Here is a 13,491-nt window from a genome sequence, read left to right as displayed (position 1 = left end):
GGACTCTCCATGGAACGTATTGAACATCGCGCCGCCTGCGGCGGTTGGCAGGACGTGTACCAGCACACTTCGCAGGTACTGAACTGCGTCATGAAGGTGGCCGTGTACCTGCCACCGCAGGCCGCCACGCAGAAACTGCCGGTGCTGTACTGGCTGAGCGGGCTGACCTGCACCGAACAGAACTTCATCACCAAGGCCGGCGCGCAGCGCTATGCCGCCGAGCACGGGGTGATCCTGGTCGCGCCGGACACCAGCCCGCGCGGCGATGATGTCGCCGATTCCGACGGCTACGACCTGGGCAAGGGCGCGGGCTTCTACCTCAACGCCACCGAGCAGCCGTGGGCGGCGCACTACCGCATGTACGACTACCTCGTGGACGAACTGCCGGCGCTGATCGAGGCGCACCTGCCGGCCACCGATGCGCGCAGCATCAGCGGCCATTCGATGGGCGGGCACGGCGCGCTGGTGATCGCGTTGAAGAACCCGGGCCGCTACCGCAGCGTGTCGGCTTTCTCGCCGATCGTCGCGCCGACCCGGGTGCCGTGGGGGCAGAAAGCCTTCAGCGCCTACCTGGGCGAAGACCGCGCGAGCTGGGCGACATGGGATGCCAGCGAACTGGTGGCCGTGGCAACCGAAAAGCTGCCGTTGCTGGTGGACCAGGGCGGCGGCGATGAATTCCTCGACACCCAGCTGCAGCCGCAATGGCTGCAGGCCGCGTGTACCGCTGCCGGCCACCCGCTGCAACTGCGCCTGCAGCCCGGCTACGACCACAGCTACTACTTCATCAGCAGCTTCATCGGCGAGCACATTGCCCACCACGCCAAGGCATTGAACGGCCGGTAACGGTCCGATTCCACACTGGCCGCGGCGGACCGGTTCGGCTACATTGCCGGCCGCCATCCCGTGCACAAGGACGTGTCCCCATGATGTTCATGATCGGCCAGGGCGAACGCATCGTGGTGGTGGGGCCGGTGGAAGACCGGCACTGCCCCCGCTGCGAGGAGGTCACCGCCTTCGAGCCGCAGCTGAAGTACCGTTACGCCGAGTTCGACCTGCTGTTCGGCATGGTCTACGCCAAGCGCTACCAGCTGGCGTGTCCGCAATGCGGGCACGGCTGGTTGCTGGATACGCGGCAGATGGAGCGGCAGCTGGGCGGCGTGCCGATTCCCTTCCGGCTGCGCTTCGGCGTTGCGATCGGACTGGCACTGGCCGCCGGCATCGCCGTGGCGGCGTGGCGGTTCAACCACGGCGGCTGAGCGCCGCCGTGCCGCGAGTCCTCAATCCTCGTCTTCTTCCGCCGCCTCACGCCCCTGCTGGCGGATCAACGCTTCTTCGCGCGCATCGTTGATGGCGTGGCGCACGCTGTCCAGGTCGATGGTGGAAGCGTCATGCACGAAGATGCCGGTCAGTTCGCTGTCCGGCAGCAGGTCGCCGGCCTCGAAGATGGCCCACATCTCCTCGCCGTACCAGGTGTCCAGCAGTTCCGGGGCATAACGGCCCAGGTAGGCGGTGAGGTTGTTGACATCGCGCAGCAGCATGCTGCGTGCGGCGTTGTTGCCGCCGGCGCTGACCACCTGCGGGAAGTCGATCACCACCGGGCCTTCCGGACCGACCAGCACGTTGTACGGCGACAGATCGCCGTGGATCAGCCCGCAGCACAGCATGCGCACCACCTGGCGGACCAGCACCTGGTGGAACTGGCGGGCCTGGTCCGGTTCCAGCTCGACCTCGCCCAGGCGGGCGGCGGAGAAGCCATCGGCATCGGTGACCAGTTCCATCACCAGCACGCCGTGGTAGTAGCCATACGGCTCGGGCACGCGCACGCCGGCATCGCGCAGCTGGTACAGCGCATCGACCTCGGTGTTCTTCCAGGCCGTTTCCTGCTGCTTGCGGCCGTACTTGCTGGCCTTGCCCACCGCACGCGCCTCGCGGCTGCCGCGCACCTTGCGGCCTTCCTGGTACTGCACGCGCTGCTGGAAGCTGCGCTGGGCCATGTCCTTGTAGACCTTGGCGCACCGCACGTCATCGCCGCTGCGTACCACGTACACAGCGGCTTCCTTGCCGCTCTTGAGCGGGCGCAACACTTCATCGATCACGCCGTCGTCGATCAGCGCCTGCAGGCCTTGGGGGGTTTTCACGGAATCTCGCGGATGCGGCCGGCGCCAATGGGCCAACCTGAAAGGGGCCGCGATTTTCGCATCTTCGGGACGGGTCGGCCATCGACGTTTGGCTGAAAGGGTTCAGGCAGGCGGTCAGGGCAGTGGTCGGTCACCGCGCAGGAGCGGGTAAGGATTGAGCGATTGGCCCTTCCACCACTGTTTTTCCGGGCCCAGCCGGTGGATTTCAAAGTGCAGGTGCGGGGCCTCCGGGCTGGCGTTGCCGGTGCTGCCGACGTAGCCGATGACCTGGCCGCGGGTGACGGTCTGCTGCTCGGCCAGGCCGTCGGCATAGCGCTGCAGGTGCGCGTAGTAGTAGCAGTAGCGGCCGCCGGGCTCGAACTGGTAGACGGTGAGGCCGCCGCGCGCGCTGTCGAACAGCTTCTCGATGGTGCCGTCGGCCACTGCCAGCACGGGGGGGCCGGCGCGGGCGAGGATGTCGATGGCATCGTGCACGCGGCCCTCGCTGCGGGCATCGGTGAAGGTGTCCTGCAGCTGCGCGGGGGTAATGCCCTGCACCGGCAGCAGCAGGGCGCTGCCGGGGGGGCTGGCCGCGGTGGCGGGCGGTGCGGTGCCTGCCGGTGCGGCGAGCGCTGGCGCAGGCACCGCCGTGCTGGCGGCAACCGCAGCGGGCGAGGTGGCGCCGGCCGGGGCGGGTGGGCGCGATCCCAGCCAGCCTCCGGCGGCCACCCCGATGGCCAGTCCCAACGCCAACAGCCTGGGCAGCGTCATCGGATCACTCCTGCATCACCACGGGCACCGAGGCATCCACCGCCTCGGCGACCTGCAGCGCATCCCAGTTGGTCATGCGCACGCAGCCGTGCGATTCGGTCTTGCCCACGTGCCCCGGTTCGGGCGTTCCGTGCAGGCCGTAGTGCGGTTTGGACAGGTCGATCCAGATCCGGCCCACCGGGTTGTTCGGCCCCGGCGGCAGGGTCGCCTTGGCATCGCCGGACCGGGCATCCCAGAACAGCCGGGGGTTGTAGTGGAAGGTCGGGTCGCGCGAGACGCCGAGGATCTTCCACTGGCCGATCGGCAGCGGGTCATGCCGGCTGCCCGAGGACACCGGCACCTGCGCGTAGACCTTGCCCTGTGCGTCGTACAGGCGCAGCGTCGACTCGGATTTATCGATTACCAGCCTGGCCGCCTTGGGCAGCGCCGCCGGTGCGATGTTGGGCACCTGGATGGCAGTGCCGGCCTTACCCAGGTCGACGCCGGGGTTGAGCGCGCGCAGCAGCGCAGGCGACGCATGGAAGCGCTCGCCAAGGGCTTCGTCCACGCTGCCGTAGCCGAGCGTGGTGCGTTTGGCCTGGTCGGCGGGCTTTTGGGGGACCGGCTGGAACGGGCCGGCCACGTCTTCGGCGGTCAGCGTGTAGCGCGCCAGCGGCGCGGTGGTATCGGGCTGCAGCGCCTGCCAGGTGGGCGCATCCAGTTCGCCGGTGCCCTTCAACCCGTGCGCGGCCTGGAAGCCGGCCACGGCGCGCCTCTGGTTGGAGCCTGGCAGGCCATCGATCTGCCCGGGCGAAAAGTGCGCGCGGTCCAGCAACACCTGCGCATGCAGGTCCGAGCGGGCGCCGGTGGCGAGGCCGGCGGGGGTCTCGTCGATCGGCTGGGGCAGGCCCGCAGGGGATTGCGCCATCGCTGGCGGGGCGCTGGCCAGGGCAAGGACGATCAGGTGGGCGGTGGCGTGCAGGCGCAGCGGCATCAGGGGCTCCATTCCGGGGTCGCTTTCACCATGCCGCAGCGCCATGCGCAGTGACCGTGAAAAGGCTGACGCGCGGCTGAGCGGCGGGTCGGCCACCGGCGATTGCCACCTGCAGCGGCAACGTCGTGCGTAAGCTGTGAAGCGCATCACATTCGTCTTCGGCGTGCGCGGCGAAAAGCGCTATGGTCTGAATACACCGCATCGTTGCCGGGGGCGTATGGCCATTCGTTGGGCTGCGTTATACGTGCTCTGCCATGGACTGGCCCTGGCACTGCTGCCCGGCCAGGGCGTGGCCGTGTCCTTTTCGTTCCTGATGATCGCCCCGCTGCTGGCGGCGTCGGCCTGCCTGTGGCGCAGTGGGCATAGCCAGGCACGGGCCGGCTGGATCGCCTTTGCCGTGGGCATGGTGCTGTGGGCCGGCGGCATGGCGGTCAACATGTACCAGGAAATCGGCTTGGGCAATGTGGACGCCACGCCCGGCATCAGCATGCTGTTGTACGTGCTGTACGGGGTGCCGCTGACCTTCGCGATGGCGCACCCGCGACATGAGCCGTGGTACCTGGTGGCCATCGATGGCGCGTTGGCGCTGGTGCTGGGGTACCTGTTCTTCGTCTACACGTTTTCTTTCGCCACGCTTACCGATGCCGGCGAGCAGGGGATCGACAGCCTGCGGCGGATGTTCGATATCGAGAACCTGTTCATTGCGGTGTTCGCACTGCTGCGCTTCGTCGCCAGCGAGGATGGTGCGCGGCGGGCGTTCTTCCGCACGCTGGCGCTGTTCGCCTGGCTGTACCTGGCCATGGCCGGCTACATCAACCATCGCGCCGACGATGCCCGATACGGTGGCTGGATCGACCTGATCATCACGGTGCCGTTCCTGGTGGTGGCGGTGCTGGCGCTGCGGCCGGCAACCGAGGCGGCCATGCCACATACGCCACGCCGGCTGGCGTTGGCGGTGCGCGCGGGCAGCCCGTTGATCCTGCCGGCGGCGTTGCTGGTGGTGTCGGGGTTGATGGTGCATGACCATCCCCACCTGGCCGTCGCCGGGTTCGCGCTGGCGACGATCGGCGCCGGCCTGCGCAGCGTGGTGATGCAGGTGCGCTCGCTGGAACGCCAGGACCAGCTGGACGTGCTGGCGCGCATCGACGGCCTGACCGGGCTGGCCAACCGCCGCCAGTTCGACCAGGCATTGCAGGCCGAATGGAGCCGCTCGCGGCGCAATGGCCATGGCCTGGCGCTGCTGATGGTGGACATCGACCACTTCAAGGACTTCAACGACCGCTTCGGCCATCCGCTGGGCGACCTGTGCCTGCAGTCGGTGGCGCGCGCACTGGCCGGCTGCGCCACCCGCGGGACCGATGTGGTGGCGCGTTACGGCGGCGAGGAGTTCGCGGTGGTGGTGCCGTCGTCCTCGCGCGAGGGGGTGATGGCATTGGCTGAAACCATGCGCCATGCGGTCGAAGGCCTGCGGCTGCCGTCCAGCGATCCGTCGACGCCGGCGGTGGTAACGGTCAGCATCGGCATGGCACGGGTGGACGATACCCTGACATCCGACCCGGCCAGCCTGCTGGCCGCTACCGACGCGGCGCTGTATGCGGCCAAGCACCGGGGCCGCAACCAGGTCGTGGAGGGTGTAGCGGAAACCCAGCAGAGCAGGGCGGCACGGGCAACCTCGGCGGGCTGATCAGGCGCTGTCCGGCGGGAGTGTAGCGCCGCCCGATCGGGCGGTAGCGGGCGCAGGTGGGCGAACGAGCGGACAGGGCGCAGGCCTGTGCAGGATCAGGGACCTGCGTCGCGGACCTCGACCAGCACCGGGCAGGGGGCGTGGTCGATGGTCCATTGGCCGACGGAGCGGTCGAACAGCCGCTCCACCCGGGAAAGATGCCGGTGGCCGATGACAATCAGATCGCAACCGTGCTGGCGTGCGTAGTCGCACAGCACGTGGGCCGGGTCGCCGGCCGGGTGGCTGGCCACGCCGTCCAGCCCGCGCTCGCGCAGTGCGTCCAGCGCCTGGTCGAGCAGTTGACGGGCCTGGCGGCGCTGGTCATCGGCGGCCCGGTACTCGGTGTGGTCACTGCGCGGGGCGTCATCGGCCAGGGCATAGGAGGGGTCCAGCACGCATACCAGGTGCAAGCGGGTGTGCGGCGTGCCCAGCGACCCGGCCAGCGCCAGCACCTGGTCATGCTGGGGGCCACCGTCGAGCGCGACGAGGATGTGCTTGAACATGGGCGATCTCGCAGGGGGGAGCAGGATCGTCGCGCAACGCATGGCGCGGGCCCATGCCGTGCGCCGCAGGTATGGAGTGCGTTGAACGCAGCAATGGCAGTGATGGCATGCCGTAAAGTGACTGACACTCCTCCCCATGCTGCCCTTGCCATGCCTGACCTGAATCTGCTGCTTGCCCTGGATGTGCTGATTGAAGAGGGCAGCGTGGTGGGCGCCGCGCGGCGCATGAACCTGAGTGCGCCGGCCATGAGCCGTACCCTGGGGCGGATCCGCGAGGCGGTGGGCGACCCGGTGCTGGTCCGTTCCGGGCGCGGGCTGGCCCCCACCCTGCGCGCGCTGCAGTTGCGCGAGCAGGTCCGCGAGGTGATCGAGCAGGCGCACCTGGTGTTCAACGCCGGGCGCGAGGTCGACATGATGACCCTCGAGCGCACCTTCAGCATCCGCGCCAACGACGTGTTCGTCGGTAGTTTCGGTGGCCGCATGCGCGAGCTGTTCCGGGCGCAGGCACCGCGTGCGGTGCTGCGCTTCGTGCCTGAAGGCGAAGGCGACGACGATGCGATGCAGCAGGGTCGCATCGACCTGCATATCGGTACCGCCGGCAAGCACGGCGCCGATACCAAGGTGCAGAACCTGTTCAGCACCTCCTTCTTCGGCGCCGCGCGGCAGGACCACCCGATCTTCGACGAGGACATCACCGCCGAGCGCTTCGCGTCCTACGACCACATCACGGTCTCGCGCCGCGGGCTGCCGCACGGGCCGATCGACGAAGATCTGGCCGAGCTCGGCCTGCAACGGCGGGTGGCGCAGATCATGCCGACCTTCCACTCGGCGATCTTCGCCGCCGCCGATTCGGACCTGATCCTGCCGATGATGCCGAGCGTGATGCTGGGCCGGCTGGAACGCCTGGGCGTGCCGCTGCGGTTGTTCGAGGTGCCCATCCCGGTGCGCAGCGTGATTGTCGTACAGGCATGGCATCCGCGCCTGGACAGCGATCTGGCGCATCGCTGGCTGCGCCGCAGCATCAAGGCGATGTGCGACGCCGAGTCTGGATTTGCCTGAGCTGCCGGTGTTTAGACCGGCCGTGCGCTGCGTGTCGGGGCGTGCGCCAGGCGCACGCCAGGCGTGGGCGGAAGGCCATTTTTCGCAGCACCGGCGCTGAATAGACTGCCGCTCCCTGTCGTGGAGTGGATTCCATGTCCCTGTTGTTTTCCGTGCACCGTGCCCCCGCCGGCGGTGCACGATGACCGCGCTGGCCGCCCCCGCGCCTGCGCTTGCCAGCCCACCGATGGCAAGCCCGCCGCAGGCGGTGTTCGGCACCCGCCTGGCGGTTGGATTGTGCGGTGTGCTGCTGGCGGTGCTGATCTCGGGCATCAACGAAAACGTCACCAAGGTCGCGCTGGCCGACATCCGCGGGGCGATGGGCATCAGCGTCGACGACGGCAGCTGGATCGTCGCGCTGTACACCGCGATGTCGGTCAGTGCGATGGCCTTCGCGCCGTGGTGTGCGGTGACCTTCTCGCTGCGTCGGTTCGCGATGTGCATGATCGCTGCGTTCATGCTGCTCGGCGTGCTGTGCCCGTTGGCGCCGGATCTGTCTTCGCTGCTGATCCTGCGCGCGCTGCAGGGGCTGGCCGGCGGTGCGCTGCCGCCGCTGCTGATGAGCGTGGCGCTGCGCTTCCTGCCGCCGGGCATCAAGCTGTACGGCTTGGCCGGCTATGCACTCACCGCCACCTTCGGCCCCAGCCTGGGCACGCCGATGGCCGCGGTGTGGGTGGACTACGTGGGGTGGCAGTGGGCGTTCTGGCAGATCGTGCCGTGGTGCCTGGCCGCCATTGCGATGGTGGGCTGGGGCCTGCCGCAGGACCCGTTGCGGCTGGAGCGCTTCGCCCAGTTCAACGGGCTCGGGCTGGCGCTGGGTTTCCCGGCCCTGGTGATGCTGGTGATCGGGTTGGTGCAGGGCCCGCGCCTGGACTGGTTCGCCTCGCCGTTGGTGTGCATGCTGCTGGGCGGCGGTGGCGGGCTGCTGGTGCTGTTCCTCTACAACGAATGGTCGCATCCGCTGCCGTTCTTCAAGCTGCAGTTGTTGGCCAACCGCAACCTCACCTATGCGCTGGTCACCCTCGCCGGGGTGCTGTTCGTGCTGCTGGCGGTGGTGTTGATTCCCTCCAGCTTCCTGGCCAAGGTGCAGGGCTATCGCCCCCTGCAGACCGCGCCGCTGCTGCTGTGGGTGGCCCTTCCGCAGCTGCTGGCGTTGCCGTTGGTGGCCACCCTGCTCAACCAGCGGCGGGTGGATTGCCGCTGGGTCCAGGCCATCGGCCTGGCACTGCTGGCATTGGCCTGCTGGCTCGGCGCGCAGCTCACCACCGAGTGGAACCGCGACAACTTCGTGCTGTTGCAGGTGGTGCAGATCATCGCCCAGCCGATGGCAGTGCTGCCGCTGCTGCTGCTGGCCACCGGCAGTCTGTCCCCGGCCGACGGCCCGTACGCGTCGGCGTGGTTCAACACCGTCAAGGGCTTCTCGGCGGTGCTGGCCGGCGGGCTGCTGGAGGCCGCCACCACCGTGCGCAGCCACTTCCACTCCACCGTGCTGGTCGACCGCCTCGGCAACGCGCCGTGGCTGGATGCCGGCGCCACGCCATCGCTGGGTGCGCGCCTGCATGCGCAGACGGTGGCGCTCACCTCTGCTGATCTCTACCTGTGGGTAGCCGTGGTCGCGATCGCCCTGATCGCGCTGATTCCGTGGCTGCCCGGCCGCATCTTCCCGCCACGCGCCGTGGCCTGAATTACTGGAAACCCCGATGTCCGCATCAAGAAAACATGTCCCCGCGATCATCGCCCTGGGCGTGGTCGTGCTTGCCACCGCTGGCTGGCTGCTGCTGCGCGATGGGCGCCACCAACGCACCAACAATGCCTACGTCACCGCCGATTTCACCGTGGTGGCGCCCAAGGTGCCCGGCTTCGTCAGCGAGGTGCGGGTGGTCGACAACCAAGCGGTCAAGGCCGGCGACGTGCTGGCGCGCATCGATGACCGCGACTACCAGGTGGCGCTGGTAGCGGCACGCGCGGACCTGGCCAGTGCGCACGCGCAGCTGGCCAATGCACAGGCCGCACTGGCGCAGCAGGATTCGCTGATTGACCAGGCCAGGGCGACGCTGGCGGTGAGCCAGTCCGAGCTGACCCTGGCGGCGGCCGACCAGCAGCGCTATCGCGCGCTGGCCCGCGATGGCGCCGGGACCGTACAGAACGCACAACAGGCGCAGTCGCGCCAGGCCGTGGCCAGCGCGCACCTGCAGCAGGGCACCGCGGCACTGCTTACCGCGCGCCAGCGCACCGCCATCCTCAGCGCCGGGGTTCAGGCGGCACAGGCGGCGGTGCAACGAGCGCAGGCCGCACAGGCGCGCGCCGCGCTGGACCTGTCGCATACCGAACTGCGCGCCCCGATCGACGGCCTGGTCGGCCGCCGCGCGATCCGCGTTGGTGCCTACCTCACGCCCGGCACCGCGGTGCTGGCGGTGGTGCCGCTGCAACAGGCGTTCGTGGTGGCCAACTTCCAGGAAACCCAGATGACCCGCATGCAGCCGGGCCAGCAGGTTGAACTGCGGGTCGATGTGTTCCCGGGCCAATCGCTGCACGGTCGCATCGACAGCATCGCCCCGGCCACCGGGGTGACCTTCGCCGCCGTGGCGCCGGAGAACGCCACCGGCAACTTCACCAAGGTGGTGCAGCGCATTCCGGTCAAGATCGTGCTGGACCCGGGCCAGCCGCTGTTTGGCCGGCTGCGCGCCGGGATGTCGGTGGAGGCCAGTGTCGACCTGGACAGCGGGCGCCAGGGCACCGACGGGGAGGGGGCATGATGGCGCGCCTGCCGTGGCGCAGGTGGATGGCCGGCGGGTGTTGCCTGGCACTGTCGGCCTGCACGCTGGGCCCGGATTTCGTGCGTCCTGCCGCGCAGTTGCCGCCGCAGTGGCAGGGCACGGTAGTCAACGCCAGTGCGCTGGACAGCGATGCGCAATGGTGGGCCGGTTTCGCCGACCCGCTGCTCGGCGCGTTGGCCGCGCAGGCCCTGCAGGCCAACCTGGATATCGAGCTGGCCGCCAACCGCGTCCAGCAGAGCCGCATGGCCCGCGCGATCAGCACGGCCGATCGCCTGCCCAGCGTCGGTGCCACCGCCAGCGGCGTGCGTGCCCGCAACAGCGAAACAGGCCTCAACGATCCCTCCGGCAACGCCGGGCGCGACGACTACGGCCTGTTCCAGGCCGGGGTGGGGCTGAGTTGGGAACTGGACCTGTGGGGCCGGGTGCGGCGCCAGGGGGAAGCGGCCGATGCCCGCGTGCAGATGGCCGACGAAGATGCGCACGCGGTGCAGACCGCGGTGCTGGCCGAGACCGCGCGCAGCTACCTGCAGCTGCGCGCGACCCGCCAGTTGCGGGCCCTTACCGAAGACAACCTGCGCATTGCCCGCGACATCCAGCGGCTTACCCTGTCGCGCGAGCGCCAAGGCGTGGCCAGCACGCTGCAGGTGGCCAGCGCGGCCGCCCAGGTCGCCGCGCTGGAGGCGCGGTTGGCGCCGTTGCAGCATCGCGATGCCCAGCTGCGCAACGCGCTGGCGCTGTTGCTGGCGCGCCCCCCGCACGCGCTGGACAGCCGCCTGGACGGCATCGGCCGCGACTGGCCGGCGCTGCCTGCGATGGCCGTCGGCCTGCCCAGCGCGCTGGCCGAACGCCGCCCGGACATCCGCCGCGCCGAAGCCGCACTGCATGCCGCCACGGCCTCGATCGGCGTGGCCCAGGCCAGCTTCCTGCCACGCATCACCCTCAATGGCGATGCCGGGTTCCAGTCGAAACAACTGGACCAACTGGACGGATGGAACGCGCACCGTTTCAGCATCGGCCCGTCGATCAGCCTGCCGATCTTCCAGGGCGGCCGGCTCAAGGCCAACCTCGCGCTGAGCCGCCTGCAGCAGCAACACGCCGCGTTGCAGTTCCAGCGCACGGTGCTGGGCGCCTGGCATGAGGTGGACGATGCGATCGACGGTTACGCCGCCGAACAACAGCGCGGCACCCACCTGCTGGCGGCGGTGGCCGAAAGCGACCGGGCGCTGGGCGCGGCACGGCGCCAGTACCAGGCCGGCGTGGTGGACATGCTGGATGTACTCAGTACCCAGCGCATCGCGCTGGACAACCAGACCGCGCTGGCCGACAGCCAGGCGGCTGCGGCGATCGCGCGGGTGGATCTGTACCGCGCGCTGGGCGGCGGTTGGTAATGGCGAAGCGGGGTGCCGGCCAGCGGCCGGCCTCCCGGCGGGCGCCGCTCAGCGGACGTCGCGCAGTTCCCAGTGGTGGCCGGCGAGCATGCGCAGGCGCTGCTTGAACACGTCGCTGTCGATGCTGGTGGTGACGATCAGGTTGATGCGCAGGTCGTCCTGCGAGCCGGTGACGGTCGCGCCGGGGTCGGTCGCGCCCCACTGCGATTCCACCGCATCGGGGTCGGGTTGCTTGGCGCGCCAGCGCTCGAACAGCGTGGTGGTGCGCAGGGCTTCCTGCAGCTCCTCGGCGAAGCCGGCGGCACCCTGCGAGTGGAAGGAAAGATCGGAATCGCTGCCGCGGGCCCGGGACGGGTCCGGCAGGCTGATGTGGTACTGCGCTGACATGGTGGTCTCCATTGAATGCGGCAAGGCTGGCAGAAACGCAGTGGATTCGGTGTGCAGATCGCGGCGGCCGCCTCAGCCGCTGAAGGTGTGCGGTTCATCGGCGAAGCCGACGGTCACCGCGCCCTTGCCGACATTGACCATGCCGGTCAGGCTCATCACCGACTCAAACAGCTGTACCCCGTGCGCCTCGCAGGTCTGTCGCAGGTTTTCATGGCCGGGCAGCGCCTGCAGGTCGGCCAGTTCACCGCCGTAGCTGACGCACACCGTGGGTGTCATCAGCCCGGCCTTGACCCGTTGGCAGACGAAGTCGAACAGCTTCTGCACCGCGTTGTCGAAGCCCTTGATCTTGGCCACCGGGCCGGTTTCGCCGCGGTACCCGTGCAGCACCGGTTTGATGTCCAGGGCACTGCCCAGCGCCGCGCTGATCAAGCCGACGCTGCGGTCGCCCTTGTGCCGGGCGCGGGCGCGCATGTAGTACAGGTCGCGGGTGACCATGTAGCCGTGCACGTTGTGCGCCAGCAGTTCCAGCCGCTCGCGGATCTGCTGCACGCTGGCCCCGCTGCCACGCAGCCGTACCGCTTCCACTGCGGTCACGCCCTGGGCGGCGAACAGGTTCTGGGTATCCAGCACGCGCAGTGCGAACGGCGAGTTGAAGCCTGCCGCCTGGCGCACCGGTTTGTAGTCGTTGAGGATCGCAAAGCTGGCCTGCATCGCATTGTCGTGGATCGGGCTGCGGGTCTTGGTGATCGTCATGCAGAACACATGGTCGTAATCGATCACCAGCTTGCCCAGGAACAGGTCGCGGATCTGGGTGACGCTGAACGGAATGGTCTCCGCTTCGGCGCCGTGTTCGGCCACGTGGGCGTGCAGGAAACTCAGCGTGGCCTGCTCGTCGCGGTGGTCGGCGAGCACCGCTTCGCCGATGCGTACCGTGATCGGCAGCAGCACGATGTTGTGTTGTTCAATGAAATCCTGCGGCAAGTCGCAGGCAGAGTCGACGACGATTCCGATGCGCATCCTGAGCCCCCCTCAAGGCCGGTTGTAGGTTCGGAAGTGTGAAAGCTATCTCATATTTCAACCGGCTGCCTGACCGGGGGGCGGGAGGTCGGTCAGCGACTGCGTTCCACCGCGACCGGCAGGGCGCCGAGCCGGTCCCATTCGCCACCGCGCACGGTGTCGGGATCGGCCAGCACGGCCTGCATCAGGTCGTGGGCATCGTTGCCCCAATACAGCTCGCCGTCGATGGACAGGGTGGGGACGCCGAACACGCCGGCGGCAATGGCCGCATCGGTATTGCGCCGCAGCTGCTCCTTGACGTCGGCCGCGCCGATGGCGGCGGCCACATCGGCCACGTCCAGCATCGCCCCCGGCAGGGCGAGGGCGGCGGCGCTGTCACCGGCATGGCCGTCGCGCCAGATCCAGTTGAACAGCACGTCCACCGATTGCGCCGAGACCCCGGCAGCCAGGCACAGCCGCAGCGCGGCCAGCGGGTTGAACGGGTGGCCGGGGGGAAAGCGCAGGGTGACGTGGTCGCGCTGGGCCTGCCACAGCAGGTGCCGGTACATCGCCCGGCGCTTGGCCGGGATCTCGGCCGGGCCGAGGTTGCCCAGGTGGTGCAGGACGGCGCCGAAGGCGATCGGTATGGGGGTGATGCGCTCGAACTGCGGCAACGCCTTGAGCTTCTGCCAGTGCAGGTAGGAGAACGGTGAGACGAAATCGAAGTACCAGCGCAGGGCCATCGGGAATCCTTGCAG

Annotated in this window: 14 protein-coding genes; 7 read left to right on the top strand and 7 right to left on the bottom strand. The window is 69.1% G+C overall.

Annotated features, from left to right (window positions below; all coding sequences use genetic code 11):
- The first annotated feature begins 9 nt into the window (after positions 1-9).
- Positions 10-843 carry an S-formylglutathione hydrolase gene (gene fghA, locus AC3IR9_RS17390; RefSeq protein WP_489292280.1) on the top strand — a complete coding sequence of 278 codons (834 nt, stop codon included), beginning with the start codon at positions 10-12 and terminating at the stop codon, positions 841-843.
- Between the two features lie 80 nt (positions 844-923).
- Positions 924-1,256, top strand: a complete 333-nt coding sequence (locus tag AC3IR9_RS17385) for a hypothetical protein (protein ID WP_489292279.1) — start codon at positions 924-926, stop codon at positions 1,254-1,256.
- Between the two features lie 21 nt (positions 1,257-1,277).
- On the opposite strand, the gene AC3IR9_RS17380 is transcribed toward AC3IR9_RS17385, so the two are convergent.
- The 3 genes from AC3IR9_RS17380 to AC3IR9_RS17370 all read right to left on the bottom strand — a co-directional run bounded on the left by AC3IR9_RS17380 (position 1,278) and on the right by AC3IR9_RS17370 (position 3,861).
- Positions 1,278-2,138 carry a PA4780 family RIO1-like protein kinase gene (locus AC3IR9_RS17380; RefSeq protein ID WP_489292278.1) on the bottom strand — a complete coding sequence of 287 codons (861 nt, stop codon included), beginning with the start codon at positions 2,136-2,138 and terminating at the stop codon, positions 1,278-1,280.
- A gap of 114 nt (positions 2,139-2,252) precedes the next feature.
- Positions 2,253-2,888 carry a M23 family metallopeptidase gene (locus AC3IR9_RS17375; protein WP_489292277.1) on the bottom strand — a complete coding sequence of 212 codons (636 nt, stop codon included), beginning with the start codon at positions 2,886-2,888 and terminating at the stop codon, positions 2,253-2,255.
- 4 nt (positions 2,889-2,892) lie between these two features.
- A complete protein-coding gene (locus AC3IR9_RS17370) occupies positions 2,893-3,861 on the bottom strand; it encodes a L,D-transpeptidase family protein (protein ID WP_489292275.1) in 969 nt (322 codons plus the stop codon).
- A 217-nt stretch (positions 3,862-4,078) separates the two neighbouring features.
- On the opposite strand from AC3IR9_RS17370, the gene AC3IR9_RS17365 reads away from it, so the two are divergent.
- Positions 4,079-5,545 carry a GGDEF domain-containing protein gene (locus AC3IR9_RS17365; RefSeq protein ID WP_489292274.1) on the top strand — a complete coding sequence of 489 codons (1,467 nt, stop codon included), beginning with the start codon at positions 4,079-4,081 and terminating at the stop codon, positions 5,543-5,545.
- Positions 5,546-5,640: 95 nt separating this feature from the next.
- Here AC3IR9_RS17365 and AC3IR9_RS17360 read toward each other — a convergent pair whose 3' ends face one another.
- Positions 5,641-6,087: a universal stress protein gene (locus AC3IR9_RS17360; RefSeq protein WP_489292272.1), complete on the bottom strand. Its 447-nt coding sequence runs from the start codon at positions 6,085-6,087 to the stop codon at positions 5,641-5,643.
- Between the two features lie 150 nt (positions 6,088-6,237).
- On the opposite strand from AC3IR9_RS17360, the gene AC3IR9_RS17355 reads away from it, so the two are divergent.
- The 4 genes from AC3IR9_RS17355 (at position 6,238) to AC3IR9_RS17340 (ending at position 11,350) form a co-directional block, all read left to right on the top strand.
- Complete coding sequence (locus AC3IR9_RS17355; RefSeq protein ID WP_489292271.1) at positions 6,238-7,146, top strand: LysR family transcriptional regulator; 909 nt, start codon at positions 6,238-6,240, stop codon at positions 7,144-7,146.
- A gap of 181 nt (positions 7,147-7,327) precedes the next feature.
- Entirely contained in the window at positions 7,328-8,869 is a 1,542-nt protein-coding gene (locus AC3IR9_RS17350) for an MFS transporter (protein ID WP_489292270.1), read from the top strand.
- A 16-nt stretch (positions 8,870-8,885) separates the two neighbouring features.
- On the top strand, positions 8,886-9,941 hold the full coding sequence (locus AC3IR9_RS17345) for an HlyD family secretion protein (RefSeq protein WP_489292268.1): 1,056 nt from the start codon (positions 8,886-8,888) through the stop codon (positions 9,939-9,941).
- Complete coding sequence (locus AC3IR9_RS17340; RefSeq protein ID WP_489292267.1) at positions 9,938-11,350, top strand: efflux transporter outer membrane subunit; 1,413 nt, start codon at positions 9,938-9,940, stop codon at positions 11,348-11,350. Before AC3IR9_RS17345 ends, AC3IR9_RS17340 begins: the two co-directional genes overlap by 4 nt.
- A 48-nt stretch (positions 11,351-11,398) precedes the next feature.
- On the opposite strand, the gene AC3IR9_RS17335 is transcribed toward AC3IR9_RS17340, so the two are convergent.
- The 3 genes from AC3IR9_RS17335 to AC3IR9_RS17325 form a co-directional block, all read right to left on the bottom strand.
- Entirely contained in the window at positions 11,399-11,737 is a 339-nt protein-coding gene (locus tag AC3IR9_RS17335) for a hypothetical protein (protein ID WP_489292265.1), read from the bottom strand.
- A gap of 72 nt (positions 11,738-11,809) precedes the next feature.
- The gene (locus tag AC3IR9_RS17330) at positions 11,810-12,754 is read right to left on the bottom strand and encodes a DegV family protein (RefSeq protein ID WP_489292263.1); all 945 of its coding nucleotides are present in this window, start codon (positions 12,752-12,754) and stop codon (positions 11,810-11,812) included.
- Positions 12,755-12,846: 92 nt separating this feature from the next.
- Positions 12,847-13,476: a 2-hydroxychromene-2-carboxylate isomerase gene (locus tag AC3IR9_RS17325; protein WP_489292261.1), complete on the bottom strand. Its 630-nt coding sequence runs from the start codon at positions 13,474-13,476 to the stop codon at positions 12,847-12,849.
- Positions 13,477-13,491 lie beyond the last annotated feature (15 nt).

The sequence above is a fragment of the Stenotrophomonas sp. GL_101 genome (genome assembly GCF_057835675.1).
This window is presented reverse-complemented; position numbering and strand designations above follow the sequence as displayed.